Source organism: Cupriavidus pampae (genome assembly GCF_914271485.1).
GTDB classification, from domain to species: Bacteria; Pseudomonadota; Gammaproteobacteria; order Burkholderiales; family Burkholderiaceae; genus Cupriavidus; species Cupriavidus pampae.
Window position 1 is genome coordinate 310,292 of record NZ_CAJZAG010000009.1, and the last position, 24,925, is coordinate 335,216.

Sequence of the window (24,925 nt, forward strand, 5' to 3'; positions counted from 1 at the left end):
TCTTCGCCACTATGCGATGCGCAGCCCTTTGTGCTCCTGCATCCGGCGCAACAAGTGCATGCCGGGCACCTGTACGTCGACCGGCTCGGCGCCCACGTCCACCCCCGTTACCGCGCGATACGAATGGATATAGGTCTGGATCTCGGGCCGGAAGAAGGCCGCCCAGTTGGCCGCGTTGACGGGATCGCTGACCGAGTTCCAGTCGCTCCAGCGGATCGACGACACGATCTGTTCGCCGGTAGTCGCCAGTTGCCAGAACTGGTACGTGTTGGTATCGCCCCAGCCCTGCAGCTTGCGCATGCTTTCGACCGAGTGCATCCACGGTTCCGGATAGGCGACCATCGCCCGGCGCGGCAGGAACTCGCGGAACTCGGGACGCGCCAGCATCCACTGCTGCATCATCATTTCCACGCGCGAGGTGGTCGGCAGGTCGCGGAACTGGTTGTGCGCGCCCTCGGACAGGATCAGGTGAACCTCGCGCAGCGCGTTGAGCAGCGGAAACCCGTCGGGCACGACGGTGGTGTCGTCGGCCTGACGGAAGAACGGCACGCAGAGATTCAGCAGCGTATGGAACGCGCCCAGGAATTTGCTGCGGTTGTCCGCGGCCTGCATTCTCGGAATCGCGCGACCAATCAGTTGAAAGCCGTACTCGTGCTGATACTCGGCGGCACGTCGCTCGATCGGCAGCCGATGCTGTTCGTCCTGGACCCAGCCCCAGATGATGTTGTTGACGGGGCGCAGTGCGTCGAGTTCGAACTGGACCAGCGGATCGCGCGGGCCGGCCGATACATTCTGGAAGCGGCGCGTGATGGCGTTCATCGTCTGCACCAGCTGCATCTCTTCCATCCAGTAGCTCCAGATCAGTTCGATCAGCGGCGGATAGGTCAGCTTGGCGGAGATGTCGCGGTTCCAGTAGTCGAGCCAGAGGCAATTCTCCCCACAGATGCCGACTTCGGTCTTCGCGTTCGGGTTGGCATGCGCACCGACCAGGCGCGGCGCCGCAGGCGCGGGCGATGCCGTCAGTGCCTCCTGGATGCGCTTGCTCGCATCGGTCCCCTGGAGTGCCGATGCCACGCGCTGCAGGTACGGCAACGTCGGCGAATCGCCACCGCCGAAGTACTGTTTGGCCAGCACACCCGGCTGGGAAATGCGCAATCCGAGGCGATCGTTGGCCAGGGCGATGGCGGCCGGATCATAGGCGAGCAACTCCGCGACATCCTTCGAGCTGGGACCGGTCGGCACCACCGCGCCCCAGGTCACCAAGAATGCCTCCGTTGCCACCTTGAGCGCGCGATAGGCGTCCGTATCGGTGAACGGCAGGAAGCGCCGACGGCTCAGTCGTGCCGCGCCGCCATACAGGGGCGGCTCGTCCTTCCCCGATGGCGTGTTCTCGTCCTTGAAGAACAGCGAGTCGATCTGCCGGACGTAGTTGTCCCAGCCGAGCATGTCCGAATTGAGCTTGATCAGCAGCCAGAGCGCGACGTCGCCCGTCAGCGCGCGCGGGGTGCGTTGCAGGCGGACCGTCGTGGGGCTGACGTACTGGTCGGTGTCCAGCGGACCCGATCGCGCCGCGAGCGGATCGCTTTCCTTGTGATAGTCGACGATCGCGCTGGCGGGCGGTTGCGGTGTCTTCGACTGGTCGGCAGGCACAGCGGTGATGCCCATCAGCTTGGTCACGATCCCGGCTGTGATGCAACCGACGATCTGGACGATCGGCGCGCCTTCTACCGTAATCAGCTGGATGTATTTGTACACGGCGTCGATATCGAACGCGCCGATGTCATCCTTGATCCGGTAGATCGTTGCCGTCGCGCCGACGGTGTTTCCGTCCACGGCGTGCACTAGCAGTTTCGCCGTATCCTCCGTTGCGCCCCCCTGGAACGACACGTCGATTCCTACGATCAACCCTGCATCGTCGTCCGGGTTCTCTACCGACACGGTATACGCGCCATCCCTGTCCGGCAGCACTTTCAAGTGCAGCGCGTCGTCGAACACTCTGGGGTCAGCCATGACATTTCTCCTTCACGTTTTCACGCATACGCTGCAAGAGGCGTCCGCACGGGCCGCCGCTGATTCAACACCACACTCAGTTGCCTGCTGCCCGCGGTCCACGGCAGGTAGCCCGCGAGTGCCCATCGCTGCAGGAGCGCCGAGATGATCTGCAGTTCGTCGTTCGCCGGCAGCAAGCCGCTATGCCGCGCCTGTCCAAGTACGGCGAACGCCAGCGTCGGGGTCTCGGCCAGCCCTTCCTGCGGCTTGGCCTTGACGCGCTCCCACGCTTCCAGCAGGCGGTGGGGATGACGGTCCGGCAACCGTAGCGCGGCACCAAGCGAGCGGCCCTGCAGCGCTGGCGGGCGCATTGCCAGCAGCGTGGCCACGAACCAGGGCACCGCGCGATCGAGCTGATCGAAGGCCTGACGCTGGCGCGCGCTCATCTGCGAGCGGGGATACAGCTGCTCCCACACACGCTCGAGCGCATCCCACTGCGGATGCGGATACAGCGCGCGTCCCATGGCGAGCGAGAGCTTGACGCGGATCCATGGCGCGGGATGCGGGTCGTCGAGGTTGATGCGCAGCACGAAGGCACGCGGCAGACTCACCACGCTCATCAGCCCGCACGTGGCAGCGATGCCCACACGCGAGACGGCCCACAGATCGGCGACGATCTCGCTGATCCAGCGATCCCATGCCTGCCAGATCCGTTGCGCTGGCGTCTGTGCCGTGCCGACGCGGCCTACCGACGCGCGCCGGTAGGCATTGACCAGATCCAGCAGCGCGGCGGCCTGGTGGCCCACCTCGTGGAACAGTGACGCGGCGATGCCGGTGCCCACCATGCGTTCGCGCGGCATGCGAATCACCGCGACGGGATTGTTGCCGCCGCCGGGCAACCGCGTGCGCGCGCGGCGAATGGCGCCGCCATGACCACGCTCGACATAGCAGATGACAGGCGGCGCCTCGATCGACGTGCCGGGCTGTTTCAATCCATCCTGCGCCGCGACATCGAGCCCGGATAACCACACGCCCGTACCGTGCTGGCTACGCTGCGTGAGCACCTCCGCAAAGATCTCGAAGTGCGTCAGCGCGGCATGGAAGTAGAGCTTGAGCATCGCATAACGCTGCTGGGCACGTGCCACATGACGCGGTGTGGGTGGCAACTGGCGCAGATGCCGGAGGAACGCCGCAATGCGCACGCGTAGCTGTTTGCGCGCCGCCTGCATATGACACTCGATCGCACCCATGGCTTCGTCGCTGACATTGGCGGCGGGGACCATCGGCATCTGCAGCGCATAAGGCAGCTGCGCGTCCAGGCGTGCACGGATGCCGAGCACTTCCTGTTCGAGCAGACGCAGGGCCTGGACACTGGCGTTGGTCATGTCGCGCATCGCATCGTCCCCTGGCGCTCAGTACGCCGCTGCCTGGCGGCGCGGTTGCCCGAGGAACAGGATGATCGCGCGACCGTTACGCGAGCGCCTCCAATAGCCCCCCTGAGGCAGCTGGCCACCGTGCGCATGCACGGCGGTGCCGCAGGACGGGCAACCCACCGTTGCGAGCGTGCCTTGCCCGGACGGTACCGGCAGCGATCCGCCGTTATACGATGGCTGCGCGCCGTAGGCCGGCTGCGGCAATGCGGCGCCCGCCGTGGCGGGCCCGAAGATGGGCGTGGCCGGACGTCCCCTCGTGCCACCGTTCGACAGATTGCGCATGGCCGGCAGCAGCCCGGGCGCGACGGTGCGCGATGCACGCAGGAAGGCCGTGCGTGCCGCGCGCACGGGCGACACCTGTGGCGGAATCGGCGTGGAGACAAGGTGGTTGGCCGCGTGCCGCCCGATCCGAACCAGCCGGCGTGCCACCTCGAACTCGCGATCCTCGTTGCTGAGGCCTTCCAGTTCGAGGCCCAGCGCACTGCCAGCCATGCTGGCCAGCTTGCCACCGATGACCCCGCCCGCGCCAGGCACTACGAAGTTTCCGAGCGCGCTGCCGACGACGGGCAATGCGGCCTTGGCCGCCGAACGAAGAATGCCGCCCAGTGCCTTGCCCGCCGACGACTTGGCGAAATTGCTCGCAACGCGCCCGACCGACTTGACCAGTCCGCCCAGGAACTGTTCCATTTCCTGCTCGTTGTTCACCGCGAGCAGTTCGGCGGCCAACTCCAGTTCCTGCATCTCGCCGGAGATCTCGTTCTCGAATTCGTTTTCGAACTCGTTGCCGAACGCACCCTCGCCCTGCTCGAACTCGTTCTCGAACTCGTTGCCGAACTCATTCTCGAACTCGTGGCCCATCTCGTGGGCACTCTCCCCGGCCATGCCGGTGGAAAACTCGTTCTCGAACTCGTTGTAGCCGGCGCCCCAACCGCCCGGTCTGGAACTCCCGATATCGTGCATTTGCCACTCCTTTGAGCCAAGGGACGGCGAGATGAAAGGTCTCGCTCGCCAGAGTGGATTGCATGGGATGTGCCAGCCCGATCGAATTGGCTAAGTCATTGAAAAGACGTGGATTGTTCTGAGAGCACAACGCGCGGCGCGCGAACCTCGCTTCGCCGCGCCGAGGGTCGTGGCATGCCAATGGCGAAGCTGGCTTCGTGCGGGTGGAGCGACGTGGAGCTACGTGGAGCGACGTGGGGGGGTGGTGACTTCGCCGAGGGCTAGATAACCTTGGGCACCGCCGCCGCCAACATCGCCACGCCCGACAACGTCAGCAACGACAAAACGATGCGCCGGAACGCGACATCGCTGATGCCGAGGTACACCCGCGTGCCGAGCAGCGTCGGGATCAGCATCGCCGGCGCGACGATCGCGAACTTCGGCAGCATGTCGGTGGTGACGATGCCCGTGCCGACATAGACCGCCATCGTGACGATCAGCGCGCCGAGGTTGAAGTTCTGAATGATGGTGCGCTGCTTGTCCTTCTCGAACCCGCGCAGCGTGCACCAGAGCGTGGGAATCATGCCCGTGAAGCCGCCGATGCCGCCCATGATGCCACCGAGCCAGCCCGCCACGCCGTCGGCCACGCGGCCGCCGTGCGTAATGCGCGGGATGTTCGCCGAGAACAGCATGATCGGACACCAGATCACGAGCACCGTGCCCAGCACGATCTTGAACCAGTGGACATTGAGCATCGGCAGCAGCATCACGCCAACCGGAATGCCAAGCACGCCGCCGAGCAGAAACGGCAGCACCGCCGCCAGATGAAATTTGCGGCGCACCGAGAAAGCCGCCAGCAGTTGCCCCGTGAGCGCGCCGAACACCGACATCGCCGCGGCAAGACGCGGTTCGACGGTCCACGCCCAGAACGACATGGCCACCATGCCGAATGCGAATCCCGAAAGCCCCTGTACAAAGCCCGCCACGATCGCGCCGAGCGCGATCACCAGCAGTGTGGTGTCGATAGACATGTCTCGAATCGTTCTTGTTTATTGTTGTGATGGCACCCGGCCATGGTTCATGCGCGGGTCAACGCACGATACCTTTTTCTACCGCGTCCGTCACCTGCGCGATCACCCCTTCGCGCCAGTCGTCGCTATCGATATAGAACGCCTGCCACATCGCATGCTTGATCAGCGCGCGCTGATTCTCGTCGGCATCGGGATGCAGATGCAGCCAGTGATCGCCGCGCAGCGCGTCGAGGACTTCCGCAATTGGCAGCGTGCCAAACTCGAGCGCGATGCCGGCATAGTCGAGCGTGCTCAGCGCGCCAAGCGTCTGCGGCACCGCGAGCCAGGCCACTCCGCTCAGGTGCGCGGAGGTCGATGAGCCATCGTACATCGAGGTTATGCCATCACCCCATATGTCGCGCGTGCGCGCCATCTGCACGGCATCGTCGGGCCCCATGTAGATCGGCTCGCCATATCCGCGTGGCCCGAGGCCGGTGTGGATATCGATCCATCTGAATGACGCGCGCCCCGAGCCGAAGCGCGCGAGAATGCGGCGCAGCGTGTAGTTGCTCCACGTCGCATGCACGCCGCCGAAGAACATGCCATCGGGGTCCCGATACTGGCCCGCGCTGACGGCCGCCTGATACCACCCTATGCCACGCGTCGCCACGGTGTGCATCAGCGCGGCATGGTCGGCATCGGACGGCGGCCACTGCGTGGGCAGCAGCAGCGGCGCCACCTCGGCATAGGCCGCGTTCTCCGGCAACGGCCGGTCGAAATCCATGAAATTGCGGTTCAGGTCGACGTTGTCTTCATTGACCCGGCGCAGATGCGAGAAGCCATAAGGGTTCACCGCATGCACCAGCAGCAACGCTACCCGCGCCTCGGCGCACGCGTCGTGCAAGGTGCCATCGCGCAGCAGCGCCACCTGCGCACCGGACCCGCAATACCCCTCGGCCCCATGAATGCCAGACGTGATCATCAGGCAGTGCGGCGCATCGGCCGCGCCGACCAACGCCACGTCGATGGCCAGCGTCTCTTCATCGCGACCCAGTTCAGTCGGATGCGGAAACTCGGTCAGCGCGGCGCCGGCATCGCGCGCGGCATCGAGAAATTTCTGGCGCGCGACGGCATAGCTGGGCGCGAAACAGTCGGAAGCACGCATGGCGACGAGGGGGCACCGTAGCATGACGGCTAGCCCGGAGTCCGGGGGACGATGCTGCGATTAGACGCTTTTTTGGCGCCGCCTGCCACCCTGTATGGCCCTAAAACCGTTCCGCCGCCAGTCCCGAGCGGAACGCATGGGGATGCATGACGATGCCCGCCGCCGAGATCTGCGCGGCCGACAGCACCAGATGCCTGGCGAGCCAGTCATGCACGCCGCGCAGAAAGCGGATGTTCTCGACGTTGTTCGATTCGGCAATCAGCCGTTCGAGCTTGATATGCGCGGTATAGACATCGAGCAGATTCTCGGCCCGGAGCCGCGGCGGCGTCGTGGTGCTTCGCTCGATGCCGAGCACGCGCGTGACCTGCGCGTCGGAGAGCGGCTCGCCCCGCGCAATCTGCTGGTAGATGTCCTCGAGCGCGGGAAAGCGCACGGTCGGCTGCACGCGCGGCACGGCGGCGACCTTCTCCATGCGTAGCACCACATAGCGCGTGGCGGCATTGCGCCGGGCCAGCTTGCGGGCGGCGTCCTTGTCCAAGCCGAGGGACGCGGCAGGCGTGGCCACTGCGGACGGCGCATCGCGCTCGGTGTAGTCGGGCACCGCCTCCATCAGCAATGGATCCGCCAGCAGCGCGCGCGCGCAGTCGGCGCCGAACGGGTACTCGTGTCCCGCGGCATCGCGCAGGATATGTGCGTGGCCTTCCGGAAAGCCGTGATGGCGGCCGCCCAGCGCGGAGCGCGCGTGGCAGCGGGTGGTGGCCGGATCGACGAAGTCCTTGCGGACCGGTGTCCAGCCGTTGGGGGCGATCATGTTGGGGTGCGACAGGTCAGAGCAGCCGACATTATCGCTCCCCGCCCGTCACTTGAGCATGAACGACATCGCCGACAGCGAGTTCAGCATGCGCACGGCCGCCTGGACCGATTCCGCCTGAAACGCGAGCAGGTCGCCATCCACGCGTTCGAGCGCGGGCCATTGGCAGAACAGATCCGCATGCGCGGGCGTCATGGTCTGCAGCCGCACGCTGACTGCCCCGCCAGCCGCACCGCCAGCCGAACCCGTCAGCGCGAAGCAGCGCGCATCGGGCCGCTCGATCGCCTGCCGCGTAACGGCCTCGGCCGCATGCGCGATAGCCTCGCGCGCCGCGCCGGGAGACAGCGACGTACCACTGCCCTGCCCGCCCGCCTGCTTGGTTTCCACGTAGCGCACCCAGGGCATCAGCGGCTGCGTCTCGCCAATGAATACATCGTCACCGGACGCCAGCAATACCGGCACATCGAACTCGCCCGCCAGCGCCGCGTAGATGCCGGCCTCGCCGAGCTCCTGCCCGTTGAGCCACACGCGCGCGAACGCGCCACTGTTGATCGTATGCGCCAGCACGCCGCGGCTCTGCGCGCGCCCGTGATAGCCGATCATGAACACGCCATCGCAGCGTTGCTCCACACCGGACATCATGCCGAGGTAACGCGGCTTGCCCAGTACCAGCTGCACGCGCGGGTCGAGCTGATCCGGCAGCAGGTTGCGAAAGCCACCATGCGAATCGTTGACGATCACGGCGCTGGCGCCGCCCGCAAACGCGCCCTGCGCGGCCGCGTTGGCCTCGGCCGTCATCCACGCGCGCGCGCGTTCGTACTCGCCGTTGCCGGGCCGCGTCTGCTCGGGGTGAAATACGCCGGCCACGCCTTCGATATCGGCCGAAATCAGAATCTTCATGGTCTGCTCAGGAGAGTTTCAGTACGTCGCGCAGCGACTCGCGGCGATGCCCATCGCGGCCAATCACGGCCTCGGCATGCCACAGCGCATGGACAATGGCCTGCTCCACGCTGTCGGCCGCCGCGCGGAACAGCGGATCGAGCCGCGCTTCATGAAGCATGGCGACGGCAGGCATCGCGGACGCCGCGCCATGGGGCACGGTGTAGGCGGTGGAGAACGCCAGCGCGATATCACCGGAGCCGTGCCCATACACCGAACCCGTACGCGCGAGCCCCGCGCCGGCGCGCAGCGACAGTCGCCGCAACTGGCGCGCATCGAGCGGCGCGTCGGTGGCGACGATCATGATGATCGAACCCTTCTCGGGCGCGGCCAAGGTCTGTGCCAGACGGGACGCCAGTTCGGTGCCGACATGCTGGCCGGCCAGTACCAGCGACTCGGGCGTCCCGAAATTCGACAGCACCAGCGCACCCACCGTGTAACGCGCGCCTTCGTGCTCCACCACACGTGAAGCCGTGCCGATACCACCCTTCACGCCAAACGACGACATACCGCGACCCGCGCCGATCGCGCCCTGCGCCACCGCCACGCCCGCGCCGTTCAGCGCGCGCGCGTAGTGATCGCCCGCGACCACCATCGCCTGGATATCGTTGAGATAGCCGTCGTTGCACTCGAACACGAGCGGATTGACGGTAGGCCACGCGCGACCGATCTCGGGGTTGTCGGCAATCGCCGAGCGAATCTGCGCCTGCGCCACCGCCCCGACCGAGAAAGTATTGGTCAGCGCGATCGGCGTCTCCAGCACGCCGAGCTCATCCACCTGCACGAGCCCGATGCTCTTGCCGAAACCATTGAGCACCGACGCCGCGGCCGGCACCTTGTCCGTATAGACGTTGCCCGCATGCGGGCGCACCACGGTCACGCCGGTCTGGCAGGCATCGTGCGCAAGCGTGCAGTGGCCGACGGTCACGCCGGCCACATCGGTAATCGCATCACGCGGACCGGTGGGCAGGTGCCCGATGTAGGGGGCTGTCATGACCGATCAGCGGCGGTCGATCTTCGGATCCAACGCGTCGCGCAGCCCGTCGCCGAGCAGGTTGAACGCCAGCACCGTCAGGAAGATCGCCACGCTCGGGAAGATCGCCACGTGCGGCGCGGTCACCATGTCGGCCCGCGCCTCGTTGAGCATCGCGCCCCATTCGGGCGTGGGCGGCTGCGCGCCGAGGCCGAGGAACGACAGGCCCGCCGCGGTGATGATCGAAGTGCCGATCCGCATCGAGAAATACACCACGATCGACGACACCGTGCCCGGCAGGATATGCCGCATCAGGATGGTCCAGTCGGACGCGCCGATGCTGCGGGCGGCTTCCACATACGTCAATTGCTTGAGCATCAGCGTGTTGCCGCGCACCAGACGCGCGAACGCCGGCACGCTGAACACCGCCACCGCGAAGATCACGTTGGTCATGCCGTTGCCGAGAATCGCAACGATACCGATCGCCAGCAAAATGCCCGGAAACGCAAACAGCACGTCCGAGATACGCGTCACGATGCGGTCCCACCAGCCTTCGTAGTAGCCGGCCAGCAGACCCAGCACGGTACCGATGATCGCGCCGATGATCACCGAGAAGAACCCCGCGGCCAGCGAAATGCGCGTGCCCGCGATGATGCGGCTGAAGATGTCGCGGCCAAGCGAGTCGACGCCCATCCAGTGCGCGGCCGACGGCCCCGCATTGAGCGAATCATAGTCGAAGTAGTTTTCGGGATCGTACGGCACGATGTGCGGTGCCAGCACTGCGATCACGACGAGCATCAGCACGAACACCCCGGCGGCGATCGCCAGATGCTGCTTGCGGAATTTGCGCCAGAACTCCGTCCACGGCGTGCGCACGCGCTCGCGCGAGAACGGGTTGACGGTGGCCGCTTCGTGCGACGCGGAACTGGCGGGCGTGGAGATATCAGACATGCGATGCGCGCCTCTGTTACTTGTAGCGGATGGCGGGGTTGATCACCGTGTAGAGCAGGTCCACCACAAGGTTGATCAGAATGAATTCGAGCGAGAACAGCAACACCTCGGCCTGAATCACCGGGTAGTCGCGCATCTCGACCGCGTCAACCAGCAGACGGCCAAGGCCGGGCCAGTTGAACACTTTTTCGACGAGGATCGAGCCGCCCAGCAGAAAGCCGAACTGCAGGCCCATCATCGTCACGACGGGAATCATCGCGTTGCGCAGCGTGTGCTTGACCACCACGACAGTCTCGCGCACACCCTTGGCGCGCGCGGTGCGCACGAAGTCTTCCTGCAGCACCTCGATGAACGACGCACGCGTGAAGCGCGCCATCACCGCGGCCACCGCGGCGCCGAGCGTCAGCGACGGCAGGATGTAGTGCTTCCAGCTATCGGCGCCGATCGACGGCAGCCAGCCCAGCTGTACCGAGAACACTTCCATCAGCAGCATACCGAGCGCGAACGCCGGGAACGAAATGCCCGATACCGCGAGCGTCATGCCCAGACGGTCCGGCCACTTGTTGCGGAATACCGCCGAGCCGATACCGATCGTCATACCGAACACCACCGCCCAGGCCATCGACGTCAGCGTCAGATAGAGGGTGGGCAGGAAGCGCTCGCCAATTTCCTCGCTGACCGGACGCTTGGTCCGCAGCGACGTGCCGAATTCTCCCTGCAGCGCGTTCGAGAAAAACCGGACGAACTGTTCGTGCATCGGACGGTCGAGACCCAGGTCCTTGCGCACGAGCTCCACGGTCGCCTGGTCGGCTTCGGGGCCGGCTGCCAGCCGCGCCGGATCGCCGGGCAGCATATGGACGAACAGGAACACCATCACCGCCACCAGCAGCAGTGTGGGAATCACGCCCAGGCATCGTTTGAGGAAGTAATTCAGCATCGAGAACTCATGTTGTAATTGCTCCCCTCCCCCCATGGGGGAGGGGTAATGCTCACTGCTTACTGCTTGATGTCGATCTCGTCGAAGTTGAACGAGCCGTCAGGCATCGCGTACGCGCCCGACAGACGCTTCGAACGCGCGAACAGCACCTTCTCCGTCACGAGGAACGCCCACGGCGCGTCCTTCCAGATCCGCTCCTGCGCGTCCTTGTACAGACGGGCCTTCTCGGCGCGATCGGTGGTACGCAGCGCGCCGGCGATGTCGGCGTCAACCTGATCGTTCTTGTAGTACGCGGTGTTCAGCAGCTTCGGAGGCATCGATTCCGAAGCCAGCAGCGGACGCAGCGCCCAGTCCGACTCACCGGTCGACGACGACCAGCCCACGTAGTACAGACGCACGCCGGCGTCCTCGGGCTTCTGCACGCTCTCCACCTTCTCCACGCGCTGGCCAGCTTCCAGTGCCTGCACGCTGGCCTTGATGCCAACCTGCTGCAGCTGCTGCTGCACGAACTGGATCACCTTCTGCGCGGTGGTGTGGTTATACGCCGACCACAGCGTGGTCTCGAAACCGTTCGGGTAGCCGGCTTCCTTCAGCAGCTCGCGTGCCTTGGCCGGATCATACGGCCACGGGCCCAGCTTCTCGGCGTAGTCCACGCCCTGCGGCACCACGCCGTCGGACGGCGTGGCATAGCCGGCAAATGCCACCTTGGCCAGCGCGTCCTTGTTGATCGCGTAGTTGATGGCCTGACGCACCTTCGGGTCGTTGAACGGCTTCACCTGCGTGTTGAACGAGATGTAGCGCGCGATGATCGACGGCGCGTCGATCATGTCGACCTTCGGGCTGGCCTTCAGCACGGCGGCCTGCTCGAACGGAATGCGGAACGCGAAGTCGGCTTCGCCGGTCTGCATCACCGCGGCGCGGGTGTTGTTGTCCACCACCGGCTTCCACGTGATCGAGTCGATCTTCGGATAGCCCGTCTTCCAGTAGCCCGCGAACTTCTTGCCCTTCAGGTAATCGGTCTGCTTCCACTCGACGAACTCGAACGGACCCGTGCCCACCGGGTGGAACGCGATTTCCTTGCCGTACTTCTTCAGCGCGGTCGGCGAGATCATCACGGCCGACGGATGCGACAGCACGTTGATAAACGGCGAGAACGGCTCTTTCAGCGTGATCTTGACGGTGTTGGCGTCGATCACGTCGGTCTTGGCCACGCGGTTGAACAGCGTGTAGCGCTTGAGCTTGTTGGCCGGGTCGATCACGCGATCGAAGTTGGCCTTGACGGCGCTCGCGTCGAACGTGGTGCCGTCATGGAACTTGACGCCCTTCTTGAGCTTGATGGTGTAGGTCAGGCCGTCCTTGCTGGCTTCGTAGCTTTCAGCCAGCACGTTGACGAGCTTGAGGTCCTTGTCCAGGCCGAACAGGCCCTGGTAGAACGACTTGGTCACCGCCTGCGACAGCGTGTCGTTCGAATCGTACGGATCGAGCGTGGTGAACGTGGAGTCCACGGCCATCACGGCGTCCTTGGCGGCAAACGCGGGGCTCGCACCGAGCATGCCCAGGGCGCCAACTGCAACGGCGCCGGCAAACAGCCTGGGCGAAACCATACGGATAGTCATTCTTCTTTCTCCTGGTGGAAGTACCACAAACTTCAGTAGGCGCCGCCGACCGGATGGCGGGCGACATAGTGTCCATGCGCGCCGCCGCCGGCAACGGCTACCAGTGGCTTGACCACTGGCTCGTCGCCAACCGCGCGGATCGGGCTGGGAATTTCGTCGGACAACGGTTCACGCTTCATGTGGCGGCGCGCCGGATCGGCGATCGGCACCGCCGACATCAGCTTCTTGGTGTACGGGTGCTGCGGGTTCTCGAAGATCGCGCGGCGCGGGCCGATCTCGACAATCTGGCCCAGATACATCACGGCCACGCGATGGCTCACACGCTCCACCACCGCCATGTCGTGCGAGATAAACAGGAACGACACGCCGAGCTCACGCTGCAGATCGAGCATCAGGTTGACGATCTGCGCCTGAATCGAAACGTCGAGCGCGGACACCGATTCATCGGCGACCACCACCTTCGGGTTCAACGCGAGCGCGCGCGCGATACAGATACGCTGACGCTGGCCGCCCGAGAACTCGTGCGGATAGCGGCCGGCCTGTTCAGCCGTCAGGCCCACTTTCTCCAGCAGCCACGCCACGCGCTTCTCGGCTTCCTTGCCACTGGCCACCTTGTGCACCAGCAGCGGTTCCATGATCGAGTAGCCCACCGGCACGCGCGGGTCCAGCGAGGCGAACGGATCCTGGAAGATGAACTGGATATTGCGGCGCAGGCTTTGCAACGCCGAGCCCTGCATCTGGCTGATGTTCTGGCCCGCGAATTCGATCGTGCCGCTCTGCGCGTTGACGAGGCGCAGCAGCGAACGGCCCGTGGTGGACTTGCCGCAGCCGGACTCGCCCACCAGCGCGAGCGTTTCGCCCGGATACAGGTCGAAGCTGACCTGCTCCACCGCATGCACGCGGCGCGTCACGCGGCCGAACATGCCGCCCGGCACGTCGAAACGCGTCACGAGGTCGCGCACGCGCAGGATCGGCTCGGCGTCAGGCGCCACCGTGTCCTGCGGAATCTCGACCACCGGACCCGCGGCATCGTTCACCTGCACCAGCGGGAACTTGGCCGGCAGTTCGGTACCGGTCATCGCGCCGAGCTTCGGCACCGCCGACAGCAGCGCGCGCGTGTACGGATGCGCGGGCGTGTGGAACACGTCGTCCGACGCGCCCTCTTCGACCTTCTCGCCGCGATACATCACCAGCACGCGATCGGCCACCTCGGCCACCACACCCATATCGTGCGTGATGAAGACCACGCCCATATGCATCTCGGCCTGCAGGCTACGAATCAGTTGCAGGATCTCGGCCTGGATCGTCACGTCGAGCGCGGTGGTCGGCTCGTCGGCGATCAACAGCGCGGGCTTGCACGACAGCGCCATCGCGATCATCACGCGCTGGCGCATGCCGCCGGACAACTGGTGTGGGAAGCGGTCCAGCACGCGGCGCGCTTCGGGAATGCGCACCAGATCGAGCATGCGCAGCGCCTCGGCACGCGCCGCTGCGCGGCCCATGCCCTGATGCAGGCGGATCGACTCGGCAATCTGCTCGCCGACCGGGAACACCGGGTTCAGCGAGGTCATCGGCTCCTGGAAGATCATCGCCACATCGGCGCCGCGCACACTGCGCAGCGCGGCATCATTGGCGTTGACGAGGTCGATGACTTCGCCGCTGCGGCGGCGCAGCGACATGCTGCCGCTGACGATGCGGCCACCGCCGTGCTCGACCAAACGCATTAGCGCCAGCGAGGTGACGGACTTGCCGGAACCCGATTCGCCGACGACCGCGAGCGTTTCGCCGCGATCGACGTGGAACGACAGATTGCGCACCGCTTCCACGCTGCGCTCGCTCGTGGCAAAGCGCACCGTGAGACCGCGCGCGGCCACCACGCGTTCGGGTGGCAGCACCAGGCCGGAGGGAGGGATCTTAGAATTCATGCTCAACCGTAAATCCAGACGTTGACCGGCTCGCCCACGCGCGCGATGCCGCGGTACATGCCTTCGGTATTGAACGGCAACGTGACGTTGCCCGCGCGGTCCACCGCGATCAGGCCGCCGCGGCCATTGATCGCGGGCAGCTTTTCCATGACCACGCGACGCGCGGCCTCTTCGAGCGACAGGCCCGCGTAACGCATCTGCGCGGAGACGTCGAACGCCGCCACCGTGCGGATAAACATCTCGCCGGTGCCGGTGGCCGACACTGCGGCCACGTCGTCTGCATAGCAGCCCGCGCCGAACACCGGCGTGTCGCCCACGCGGCCGACCTGCTTGTTGGTGACGCCGCCCGTGGACGTTGCCGCGGCGACGTTGCCCTGCGCGTCGCAGGCCACCGCGCCTACCGTGCCGAACTTGCGGTCCGGGTCGATCGGGTCCGTGCCATTGCCCTGCGCCTGCGCCTGTGCGGCGAGTGCCGCGGCGTCGTGGTCGAGCAGTGCCATACCGGCCGTGGCGCGCGCGCGCTGCCATTGATCGTGCCGTGCCTGCGTGAAGTAGTACTCCGGTTCGACCAGTTCCAGTCCCTGCGCCGCGGCAAACGCCTCGGCGCCTTCGGCCGCGAACAGCACGTGTTCGCTGTGCTCGAGTACCGCGCGCGCGGCCAGCACCGGGTTGCGCACGCGCTTGACGCAGGTAATGGCGCCCGCGTTCAGCGTCGCGCCATCCATGACGGACGCATCCAGTTCGTAGGTACCGGCGTGCGTGAGCACGGCGCCCTTGCCTGCGTTGAACAGCGGGCAGTCCTCGAGCAGGCGCACGGCCTCGGTCACCGCGTCGAGCGCGCTGCCGCCCGCGGCCAGCACGCGCTGCCCTTCGCGCAATACGTGCTCGAGGGCTTCGGTGTACTCGCGTTCGCGTTGCGGGTCCATCGCGGCACGGGTGATCGTGCCTGCGCCACCGTGAATGGCAATGACAGCGGAATTCATCTGTACGGGTAACTCAGTCTGAAGATTTCGGGGCGGCACGGCGCGAGGCGCCCTGCCGGGAATGGGTGGCGCGCGTGGTGCCTAGGTCGCCGGGGGTGTCGTCGCCGCGCGTTTTACTGGCCATGGCGTCCCTGGCCTCGGCGTTGCCGTGGTTACCATTGCCGCCGCCATGGGCGCCGCGCGCGCCGGGCGCGCCGTACAGCCATGGCAGCAGGAATTCGGTCATCTGCGCCGCGGCCTTGACCGAGCGGGCCGAACGATACGCTACCGCGCCGCATAACGCCTCTATCAGCGCGAGCACCGTGGCGTCGGAGTTCGCCGATAGCCGGTTGCCCGCGTTCGCATACAGCGCGATATCGGCCAGCGGCGCGAGCGGCGAGGTCGGGCCGTCTGTCAGCGCCAGCAGGCGGCCGCCGTGCGACTTGACGCGTTGCGCGAGCAGCATCGAGTCGGCCACGTAACGCGGGAACGCGATCACGATGACCAGATCCTGCGGCTGCAGCTTGAACAGTTGCCGTGCCGCGTGCGAGGCCCCGCCGGCGTTGGATACCGAGGTCACCATGCGGCAATGCATTTCGAGCCCATGCTGCAGCAGGCCCGCGAGAAAGCCGCTCGCGCCGAAGCCCATGATGTAGACACGCTCGGCGCCGAGAATCGCATCCACCGCGCGTTCGCACGCATCGGCATCGAGCGCGCGGCGCGTGGCATCGAGATTGCGCGCGCCATCCTCGAGCGCGGCCGCGATGACGTCCGCCACCGACGACGGCCGCTCGAGTTCGGTACGCAGCCGCTCCACCGGCGCCAGCGTCGCCTCGAACCCGCGCACCAGTTCCGCGCGAAATTGCGGATAGCCCTCGAACCCGAGCGCGCGCGCAAAGCGGTTGGCGGTGGCCACCGACACGTCGACCGCGGTCGCGAATTCATCGATGCGCATGGTCGCGGCACGGAACAGGTTGTCGAGCACGTAGCCCGCCATCCGCTGATGCGCGGGCGTCAGCGTGGGCAGGCTACGGGCAATACGCTCGGAAATGGACAAACCTTCGTGCATGGGGGTGGCCTGTGGGTGGGCAGGCTTCAATCTGGTGCAAAATCCGATCTCCGCACCAAAGTCGGGATCGATTGGAAACATCCGGAAAGCACGCTCGATGAAAAGGCACTTTCTGCGTGCGCCGGTTTATGTAAATAAATTTACACGCAAACGGCATACCAGGAGAACCCCGGCGAACCCGAATAAGGGTAATCACCTAGATTCGAGCGCCGGGCTGCGCCGCGCTACAATGCCGCCCTGCCTCACCGTCCATCGCCCGTCCTCCCCGTGATTCGAATCGACCAGCTAGTCCTCCAGCGCGGCACCAAGGTGCTGTTCGACCAAACCAGCGTGACGCTGAACCCCGGCGAACGGGTGGGCCTCGTCGGCGCCAACGGCAGCGGCAAGTCGACCTTGTTCTCGATGCTGCGCGGCGACCTGCACCCCGACGGTGGCGACCTGTTCATCCCCGCCAACTGGCGTATCGCCCACGTCGCGCAGGAAACGCCAGCGGTGGCGCGCAGCGCGCTGGACTACACCGTCGACGGCGACACACGCCTGCGCGAGATCGAGGCCCGCATCGCCTCGGCGCAGGCCTCCGGCGACGGCGCAGCCGAAGGCGAGGCGCATGCCGCGTATGCCGACGCCGACGGCTATACCGCCGCCGCGCGCGCCGAAGCACTGCTGCTGGGCCTGGGCTTTACGCTCCCGCAGGTGTCGCAGCCAGTGGCCTCGTTCTCCGGTGGCTGGCGCATGCGCCTGAACCTCGCCCAGGCACTGATGTGCCCGTCCGACCTGCTGCTGCTCGACGAACCAACCAATCACCTGGACCTCGACGCCATCGTCTGGCTCGAAGACTGGCTCGCGCGCTATCAGGGCACGCTGGTCATGATCTCGCACGACCGCGAGTTCCTCGATGCGATCTGCAACGTCACGGTCCATATCGAGCATCAGCAGCTGAAACGCTACGGCGGCAACTACACCCAGTTCGAAACGCTGCGCCTGCAGCAGATGGCGCTGCAGCAGTCCGCCTACGCGCGCCAGCAGAAGGAAATCGCCCACCTCGAATCGTTTATCACGCGCTTCAAGGCCAAGGCCACCAAGGCCCGGCAGGCACAGAGCCGGGTCAAGGCACTCGAGCGAATGGAACGGCTCGCGCCCGTGCACGCGGCCGCCGGCTTCGCGTTCGAGTTCCGCGAGCCCGAGTCCGCGCCAAATCCGATGATGGTGCTGGACGGCGTGGATTGCGGCTACGCCGAGGCGGAGCCGCCCATCACGATCCTGCACAACCTCGCGCTGTCGATCCAGACCGGCCAGCGCATCGGCCTGCTCGGCGCCAACGGCCAGGGCAAGTCCACGCTCGTGAAAACGCTGGCCGGCACGCAGAATCCGATGACCGGCACGCTGCGGCATGGCAAGGGCCTTGTGATCGGCTACTTTGCCCAGCATCAGCTGGAAACCCTGCGCGACCACGACTCGCCGCTGCAGCATCTGGCACGCCTGGCCCCCGATACGCGCGAGCAGGAATTGCGCGACTTCCTCGGCAGCTTCAACTTCCGCGGTGATATGGCCACGGCGCCGATCGAGCCGTTCTCGGGCGGCGAGAAGGCACGCCTGGCGCTGTCGCTGATAGTCTGGCAAAAGCCCAACCTGCTGCTGCTCGACGAACCGACCAACCACCTGGACCTGGAGACGCGCGAGGCGCTGACCATGGCGCTGGCGCAGTTCGAAGGCACGTTGATTCTCGTTTCACACGATCGTCACCTGCTGCGCGCCACCTCGGACCAGTTCATGCTGGTGGCCGACGGCACCATTCGCCCGTTCGATGGGGACCTCGACGACTACCGCGACTGGCTGCTGCAACAGGCCGCGGCCAAGCGCAATGCCGCCACCGCCGCGCACGCCAGCGACGCCTCCCCTGCGGTCAACCGCAAGGATCAGCGCCGCGCGGAAGCCGATGAACGCCAGCGGCTGACGCAACTGCGCAAGCCGCTGACCAAGGAAGTCGAGAAAATCGAAAAGCGCATGGCCACGCTGCAGGCCGACAAGGAAACCATCGACGCGTTTATGGCCGATGAGTCGAGCTATGCGGAAGCCAACAAGGCGAAGCTGCTGGAGATGCTCAAGCGCCAGGGCGAAGTCACTGGCGAACTCGAACAGTTGGAAGAGCGCTGGCTCGAGCTACAAGAGCAGATCGAGCAGATCCTCTGATTAACGGTAATGCTTCTCGCGGCGGATCAGACCGACCGCGAGCGTCAGCGTCAGGATCACGAGCCAGATCAACGACCACGCCGGAATCGACAGACCGAGGATCGGTGGCAGTTCGGCGGTGCACAGGCCATCCGAATAGAACAGCTGCGGCAGCACGCGCGCGGTGGGCAACTGGTTGACCCAGTTCTCGAGCGGATCGATGCCGCACGACGCCTTGGGGTTCAGCAGCAGCGACACGTGGTAACCGGCCACCGCGATGCCCGCCACGCCCGACAGCATGCCAAGCCCCTGCCACAGCGTGCGCGTGTTCTGCGCGATCACCGCCAGCAGCGAGAAGATGCCGATGCCGACAAACGCGAAGCGCTGCATGATGCAGAGCGGACAAGGCTGGTAGCCCTCGACCATCTGGAGATAAACAGCAAATCCGACGGCGCCGAACGAGAGGATGGCAATCAGCAGGAAATAAGCTCGGGAATTGGCTTGCATGGGCATCGAAGACAGAGATAGTCATGCGGTGCATGACGAACGTTTCGACGCGCATTATGGCCGATTTTCCGTTCCGCGTTGGGGCCGATTTCCGGCCGCGCGAACAATCGCCGCGCCGCATGCTGCGGCGGATTGCCGCAGCATGCAAGCGTACCGATGCTCAGGCTGCTGACTGCGCAGACAGATACCGGCGCCGCCACGGCTTGAGGATCGCCAGCGCAAGCACCGCCGTCACGATATCCAGCGTGATGGCCACGCCGAACACCGGCATCCAGCTCCCCATACGCTCGTGCATCAGCGCGGCCAGCGGCCCGCCGAAGATCGAGCCAATGCCCTGCGAGATATAGAGCCAGCCATAGTTCGTAGTGGCGTACTTGGTGCCAAACGTATCGGTCAGCGTGGACGGGAACAGCGAGAAAATCTCGCCCCAGCCAAGGAACACCACGCCCGACAGCAGCACAAACAGCACCGCGTTCTCGCGCGTGAGCAGCCACAGCGTCATCGCCACGGCCTCCAGTGCGAACGCGAAACACATCGTGTTCTCGCGCCCCCATTTGTCCGAGACCCAGCCGAACAGCGGTCGCGTGAGCCCGTTGGTCAGGCGGTCGATGGTCAGCGCGAGCGGCAGCGCCGCCATGCCGAACACCACCGCGTTGGACACGCCAAAGTCCTTGGCGAACGCGGCCATCTGCGACGTGACCATCAGGCCCGACGTCGACATCATCGTCATCATCGCGAACAGCAGCCAGAACAGCGGTGTGCGCAGCATCGTGCGGGTCGGCACATCGACAACGTTAGACACCACGTTGGTCGCGCGCACGGGCGGGACATCAGCCGCGGTCGGAGCGCGCAGGCCCTGCGACGCCACGAAGCCGATCGCCGCGAACAACAGGCCGAACTGCCACAGCGTGGACTCGAGGCCCTTGCCCGCGAGCGAAGCCGCGATCGGGAACGTCGTGACGATCGCGCCCATGCCATAGCCCGCCGCCACCATGCCGACCGCAAAGCCGCGGCGATCCGGGAACCAGCGCACCATCTGACCGACCACACCCACATAGACGATGCCGGTGCCGAGGCCACCGACAATGCCGTAGCTCAGATACAGCATGCCCACGGTCTGCGCCTGCGACGCCAGCACCCAGCTCAGGCCGGCGAGCACTGTGCCAAGCGCGATCAGGCGGCGCGGACCGAAGCGCTCGATCAACGCACCCTGGAACGGCGAGAAGAAGGTCTGCAGCACGATCAGCATCGAGAACGTGATCTGCAACTCGGACAACGGCACACCGAGCTTGGCCGACAACGGCTTGGTGAACAGCGTCCAGACGTACTGCGGGCTCGAGATCGCCATCATGCAGGCGAGGCCCAGCAACAATTGAATCCAGCGCGTGCGCGCCAGCGGCAATGCCTGCGACCCCGACATCGCCGCGGTATCTGCCGCATTATCTGCAACCGTACGCATCGAACCACTCCTTCAGACTGTGAGACGGACTTCGAGAAAAGCCGCGCACCGGTGCGGGCGCGGCGGAAACCTGTTGACGGCGCGACGCCCCGCTACCACCCGACCGCGGCGCCGTCGCTGCGTGGATCGCTGCCGCCTTCATAGAGCCCGTCGGCGCCGAGCACGATCGCACCCGCATGGCCCATGGTCTCGTCGTACGGCAGCAGGATCTCCACGTCATGCCCGAGCGCACGCAACGCGTCCTGCGTGGCCTCGGGAAAGCGCGATTCGAGCTTCAGCGTGTCGCTGGTCTGGCCCCAGGTGCGGCCTAGCAGCCACCGCGGCGCGTCGATCGCGGCCTGTGGATCCATGCCGTAATGGACGATGCGCGAGAACACCGCGGACTGGGATTGCGGCTGCCCATCGCCGCCCATGTTTCCGTAGACGAGCGTGCGGCCATCGTTCAGCCGCGCCATGGCGGGGTTCAGCGTGTGAAACGGCTTGCGCCCCGGCATCAGCGGATTGCGCGCGCCAGGGTCGAGAGAAAAGCTGCAACCGCGGTTCTGCCAGTTGACGCCGGAGACCGGCAGCACGATGCCGCTGCCGAACTCGTGATAGATGCTCTGGATAAAGCTGACGGCCACACCGTTGCGATCGATCGCGCCCATCCACACCGTATCGGCCGGACCCATGCCCTCGCCCCACGGCAGCACCGCGTCGGGCCGGATGCGCGCGGCCGCGGCATCGAGCCAGGGCGGCGCAAGCAGGTCGCGGACATCGACTTCCATATAGGCCGGGTCGGTAATATGGCGGTCGCGCACGCGAAACGCCTGCTTGGTGGCCTCCACGCACGCATGCACGAAGGCCGGACCGCCAGGGTCCGTGCCCAGCCAGTGGTCTTGCGCGAGCCGGTCGAGCTGCCCGAGGATCAGCAGCGACACGAGCCCCTGCGTGGGCGGCGGCATGTTGTAGACCGTGCCGAGCGAATGCGCGAGCGCGAGGGGCGTCTTCCAGACTGCGCGATGCGCCTGGAGATCGGCCAGCGTCAGCGGGCTTCCTACCCCTTCCAGTTCGCCGGCAAGCGTTTGCGCAAGGTCGCCACGGTAGAAGTCGTCGAAGCCCGCCTGCGCGAGCTGTTCGAGCGTGGCGGCCAGGCGCGGCTGCCGAAACCGCTGGCCCGCCTTCGGCAGTCCGCCCGACAGGAACGTCGCGGCAAATCCGGGCATGTCGTGCAGCTCGTCCGCCTTGAGCGCGACGCACGCGGCCTGGCTCCGCGTCATCGGTACGCCGTCGCGCGCATAAGCGATGGCATCGGCCAGCAGGCGCGCACGCGGCAGCCGGCCGCCGAGCGCCTCGCGCGACCACTCGAGCGCCGCATGCCAGCCGGAGAGGGTCCCGGCCACGGTATTCGCGGCCATGCCGCCACGCGTCGGCACGCGGTCGAGGCCCGCCTCCCGATAGCGGGCGATGGTGGCGGCACCCGCTGCCGCGCCGCAGGCTTCGAGCCCGCGCGGCGCCTCGCCCGGCCGTGCGATCAGCCAGAAGCCGTCGCCGCCGATGCTGTTCATATGCGGGTAGACCACCGCGATGGTTGCCGCCGCCGCCACCATGGCCTCGACGGCATTGCCGCCCTCGCGCAGGACGGCCGCCGCGCTCTGCGCGGCCAGCGCATGGGGTGCGACGGCCATGCCACGGCTGCCGCGACTGGGTTGAAGATGAAAGCTCACAAGACGATCCGCGATTTATGTATACATAAATTTCCTACGGTATCGTTTGCAACATGTGTGCCAAAGGCGATCGCCCTCCACCCGCGATGTGCGGGGACACGGCCCGCAGGGCCGATCACGGGGGAGATAAGGGGCCGAGAAGGGCGTCGGGAAGGGTGCCGGCAAGCTACCGGGTTGCCCGGTAACAGCCCCGTCAGCCGAAACGCCTGCGCCGTGCAGGTGCGTTCGGGACTTCGGGCCGCACAAGGCTGGTGCGGGCCTGCTCGAGCCGCTCCGTCGTCAGGCGGCTCACTTCCGCACGGCCATCCTCGATATGCGCTGACAGCAACGCAACCGCGCGGGGGGCATCACGCGTGGAAAGCGCAGCGAGAATCGCACCATGCTCATCGTAGGTCAGCGAAATTCGCGTCCCGAACGCAAAGTCGAGCCGACGGATGATGCGGATGCGGTCTGTCACCTGCTGATGGACAGCGGCAGCCTCGGGATTGCCGGCCGCATGCACGATGGCCAGATGAAACGCCTCGTCCAGTTCGGACACACGCTGGCCATCGTCGAGCCGCTCGGCAACCGGTACGCGCCAGATGGCATCGAGTTCGGACACGAGTTTCGCGACCACCGCGGGCGCGTCGAAGCGCGCCGCCATGGCAGACGCTCCAGATGCTCCAGACGTTTCCCGCGTCCCCGGGCCGCACAGCCGCATGACCGCATGCGTCTCCAGCAGCGTGCGCAGCTCGTACAGGGCCTCGAAGCGCGCGAGGTCCAGCGGCACCACTTCCCAGCCGTTGCGGTAGTAGCCACGCACGAGGCCATCGCCCTGCAGCCGCTGCAGCGCCTCGCGTACGGGCGTGCGCGAGATGCCGAGCCGCTCCGCCACGTCGTTCTCCGTGAAGCGATCCCCGGGCAGCAGCCGGAACGCGAAGATGTCGTCGCGCAGGCTCTGGTAGGCCGCATGCGAACGCGACGGCCGGTCGGCGCGCGCGGTCATTATTCCAGATGCCGCACGCGGTCGATGGCCTGCTCGATGCGCTCCACCGCGATCACCTCGATGCCTTCGATCGGCTGCTTCGGCGCATTGGCTTTTGGAATCACCGCGACCGTAAAGCCGAGCTTGGCCGCTTCCTTCAGGCGTTCCTGCCCTCGCGGGCTCGGACGGATCTCGCCGGCCAGGCCGACTTCGCCGAACACCACCAGACCACGCGGCAGCGGCTTGTTGCGCATCGACGAATGAATCGACAGCAGCACCGCAAGATCCGCGGCTGGCTCGGTGATCTTCACCCCGCCCACCGCGTTCAGGAATACGTCCTGATCGAAGCACGCGATGCCCGCATGCCGGTGCAGCACCGCCAGCAGCATCGCCAGCCGGTTCTGCTCGAGCCCGACCGCAAGGCGGCGCGGATTCGGCACGCCGGCGCTGTCGACCAGCGCCTGCACTTCCACCAGCAGCGGCCGCGTGCCCTCCTGCGTCACCAGCACGCACGAACCGGGAACGGACTCCTCGTGCTGCGACAGGAACAGCGCCGACGGATTGCTGATGCCGCGCAGCCCCTTCTCTGTCATCGCGAACACGCCGAGCTCGTTGACCGCGCCGAAGCGATTCTTGAACGCGCGGATCAGCCGGTGCGAGGAATGCGTGTCCCCCTCGAAATACAGCACTGTATCGACGATATGCTCGAGCACGCGCGGGCCGGCCAGACTGCCTTCCTTGGTCACGTGCCCCACCAGGATGATCGTGATGCCACTGCTCTTGGCGATGCGCGTCAGCTGCGCCGCGCATTCGCGCACCTGCGCCACCGAGCCCGGCGCCGACGTCAGCGCCTCCGAGTACAGCGTCTGGATCGAATCGATCACCGCCACCTCGGGCTTCTCCGCCTCCAGCGCGGCCTGGATCTTCTCCAGCTGGATCTCGGGCAGCAGCCCCATCGACGGGCTATCCACACCGAGCCGCTGCGCGCGCAACGCGATCTGCGCGCTCGACTCCTCGCCGCTCACATACAGCACGCGTCGTTCGCCAGCCAGATTGGCCAGCGCCTGCAACAGCAGCGTCGACTTGCCGATGCCGGGGTCGCCGCCGATCAGCACCACGCCGCCGGCCACCAGCCCGCCGCCGAGCACGCGGTCGAATTCGTCGATGCCGCTCGAGAAGCGCGGCACATCGGCCGCGTCGATATCGGACAGCTTGCGCACCACAGCCGAGGCCGCCAGCGGCTGGAACCGCCGCGTCGCGGCCGAGTTGGTATCGGCGACGGTTTCGACCAGCGTGTTCCACTGCTGGCAATGCGGGCACTGGCCCTGCCAGCGCGGCGCCGTGCCACCGCATTCGGTGCACGTATAGACAGTCTTGTTCTTGGCCAAGCCCGCTTCCTTT

At 66.2% G+C, this 24,925-nt stretch carries 20 protein-coding genes; 1 reads left to right on the forward strand and 19 read right to left on the reverse strand.

Annotation, left to right across the window (positions count from 1 at the left end; all coding sequences use genetic code 11):
* Positions 1 to 9: 9 nt before the first annotated feature.
* The 14 genes from LDO41_RS23605 to LDO41_RS23670 form a co-directional block, all read right to left on the reverse strand.
* A complete protein-coding gene (locus tag LDO41_RS23605) occupies positions 10 to 2,010 on the reverse strand; it encodes an 8-amino-7-oxononanoate synthase (protein WP_223992646.1) in 2,001 nt (666 codons plus the stop codon).
* A gap of 20 nt (positions 2,011 to 2,030) precedes the next feature.
* The gene (locus tag LDO41_RS23610; protein WP_223992652.1) at positions 2,031 to 3,374 is read right to left on the reverse strand and encodes a hypothetical protein; all 1,344 of its coding nucleotides are present in this window, start codon (positions 3,372 to 3,374) and stop codon (positions 2,031 to 2,033) included.
* A gap of 27 nt (positions 3,375 to 3,401) precedes the next feature.
* A complete protein-coding gene (locus LDO41_RS23615; RefSeq protein WP_223992654.1) occupies positions 3,402 to 4,382 on the reverse strand; it encodes a hypothetical protein in 981 nt (326 codons plus the stop codon).
* Positions 4,383 to 4,642: 260 nt separating this feature from the next.
* Entirely contained in the window at positions 4,643 to 5,392 is a 750-nt protein-coding gene (locus LDO41_RS23620) for a sulfite exporter TauE/SafE family protein (RefSeq protein ID WP_377742344.1), read from the reverse strand.
* Positions 5,393 to 5,450: 58 nt separating this feature from the next.
* Positions 5,451 to 6,536 carry a M14 family metallopeptidase gene (locus LDO41_RS23625; RefSeq protein ID WP_223992656.1) on the reverse strand — a complete coding sequence of 362 codons (1,086 nt, stop codon included), beginning with the start codon at positions 6,534 to 6,536 and terminating at the stop codon, positions 5,451 to 5,453.
* A 100-nt stretch (positions 6,537 to 6,636) separates the two neighbouring features.
* Positions 6,637 to 7,347 (reverse strand): hypothetical protein, encoded by a 711-nt coding sequence (locus LDO41_RS23630; RefSeq protein WP_223992658.1) that lies wholly within the window; start codon positions 7,345 to 7,347, stop codon positions 6,637 to 6,639.
* 48 nt (positions 7,348 to 7,395) lie between these two features.
* Positions 7,396 to 8,247, reverse strand: a complete 852-nt coding sequence (locus LDO41_RS23635; protein ID WP_223992659.1) for a M55 family metallopeptidase — start codon at positions 8,245 to 8,247, stop codon at positions 7,396 to 7,398.
* 7 nt (positions 8,248 to 8,254) lie between these two features.
* Positions 8,255 to 9,280 carry a DmpA family aminopeptidase gene (locus LDO41_RS23640; RefSeq protein WP_223992660.1) on the reverse strand — a complete coding sequence of 342 codons (1,026 nt, stop codon included), beginning with the start codon at positions 9,278 to 9,280 and terminating at the stop codon, positions 8,255 to 8,257.
* Between the two features lie 6 nt (positions 9,281 to 9,286).
* The gene (gene gsiD, locus LDO41_RS23645; RefSeq protein ID WP_223992662.1) at positions 9,287 to 10,210 is read right to left on the reverse strand and encodes a glutathione ABC transporter permease GsiD; all 924 of its coding nucleotides are present in this window, start codon (positions 10,208 to 10,210) and stop codon (positions 9,287 to 9,289) included.
* Positions 10,211 to 10,226: 16 nt separating this feature from the next.
* Positions 10,227 to 11,147 (reverse strand): glutathione ABC transporter permease GsiC, encoded by a 921-nt coding sequence (gene gsiC / locus LDO41_RS23650; protein WP_150372004.1) that lies wholly within the window; start codon positions 11,145 to 11,147, stop codon positions 10,227 to 10,229.
* A 59-nt stretch (positions 11,148 to 11,206) separates the two neighbouring features.
* Entirely contained in the window at positions 11,207 to 12,763 is a 1,557-nt protein-coding gene (gene gsiB, locus LDO41_RS23655) for a glutathione ABC transporter substrate-binding protein GsiB (protein ID WP_223992674.1), read from the reverse strand.
* A 32-nt stretch (positions 12,764 to 12,795) separates the two neighbouring features.
* Positions 12,796 to 14,688 carry a dipeptide ABC transporter ATP-binding protein gene (locus LDO41_RS23660; RefSeq protein WP_223992676.1) on the reverse strand — a complete coding sequence of 631 codons (1,893 nt, stop codon included), beginning with the start codon at positions 14,686 to 14,688 and terminating at the stop codon, positions 12,796 to 12,798.
* Positions 14,689 to 14,690: 2 nt separating this feature from the next.
* Positions 14,691 to 15,671 carry an isoaspartyl peptidase/L-asparaginase family protein gene (locus LDO41_RS23665; protein ID WP_223992678.1) on the reverse strand — a complete coding sequence of 327 codons (981 nt, stop codon included), beginning with the start codon at positions 15,669 to 15,671 and terminating at the stop codon, positions 14,691 to 14,693.
* 13 nt (positions 15,672 to 15,684) lie between these two features.
* On the reverse strand, positions 15,685 to 16,719 hold the full coding sequence (locus LDO41_RS23670) for a MurR/RpiR family transcriptional regulator (protein ID WP_223992680.1): 1,035 nt from the start codon (positions 16,717 to 16,719) through the stop codon (positions 15,685 to 15,687).
* Between the two features lie 267 nt (positions 16,720 to 16,986).
* On the opposite strand from LDO41_RS23670, the gene LDO41_RS23675 reads away from it, so the two are divergent.
* On the forward strand, positions 16,987 to 18,909 hold the full coding sequence (locus LDO41_RS23675; RefSeq protein ID WP_223992681.1) for an ATP-binding cassette domain-containing protein: 1,923 nt from the start codon (positions 16,987 to 16,989) through the stop codon (positions 18,907 to 18,909).
* On the opposite strand, the gene LDO41_RS23680 is transcribed toward LDO41_RS23675, so the two are convergent.
* From LDO41_RS23680 to radA, 5 genes are all read right to left on the reverse strand, one after another.
* The gene (locus LDO41_RS23680) at positions 18,910 to 19,395 is read right to left on the reverse strand and encodes a disulfide bond formation protein B (protein ID WP_223992682.1); all 486 of its coding nucleotides are present in this window, start codon (positions 19,393 to 19,395) and stop codon (positions 18,910 to 18,912) included.
* A 160-nt stretch (positions 19,396 to 19,555) separates the two neighbouring features.
* Complete coding sequence (gene oxlT, locus LDO41_RS23685) at positions 19,556 to 20,815, reverse strand: oxalate/formate MFS antiporter (RefSeq protein ID WP_223992847.1); 1,260 nt, start codon at positions 20,813 to 20,815, stop codon at positions 19,556 to 19,558.
* Between the two features lie 131 nt (positions 20,816 to 20,946).
* A complete protein-coding gene (locus tag LDO41_RS23690; RefSeq protein ID WP_223992683.1) occupies positions 20,947 to 22,521 on the reverse strand; it encodes a gamma-glutamyltransferase family protein in 1,575 nt (524 codons plus the stop codon).
* 232 nt (positions 22,522 to 22,753) lie between these two features.
* Positions 22,754 to 23,545, reverse strand: a complete 792-nt coding sequence (locus LDO41_RS23695) for a GntR family transcriptional regulator (protein ID WP_223992684.1) — start codon at positions 23,543 to 23,545, stop codon at positions 22,754 to 22,756.
* Positions 23,545 to 24,912, reverse strand: a complete 1,368-nt coding sequence (radA, locus tag LDO41_RS23700) for a DNA repair protein RadA (protein WP_223992685.1) — start codon at positions 24,910 to 24,912, stop codon at positions 23,545 to 23,547. Before radA ends, LDO41_RS23695 begins: the two co-directional genes overlap by 1 nt.
* Positions 24,913 to 24,925: the final 13 nt, after the last annotated feature.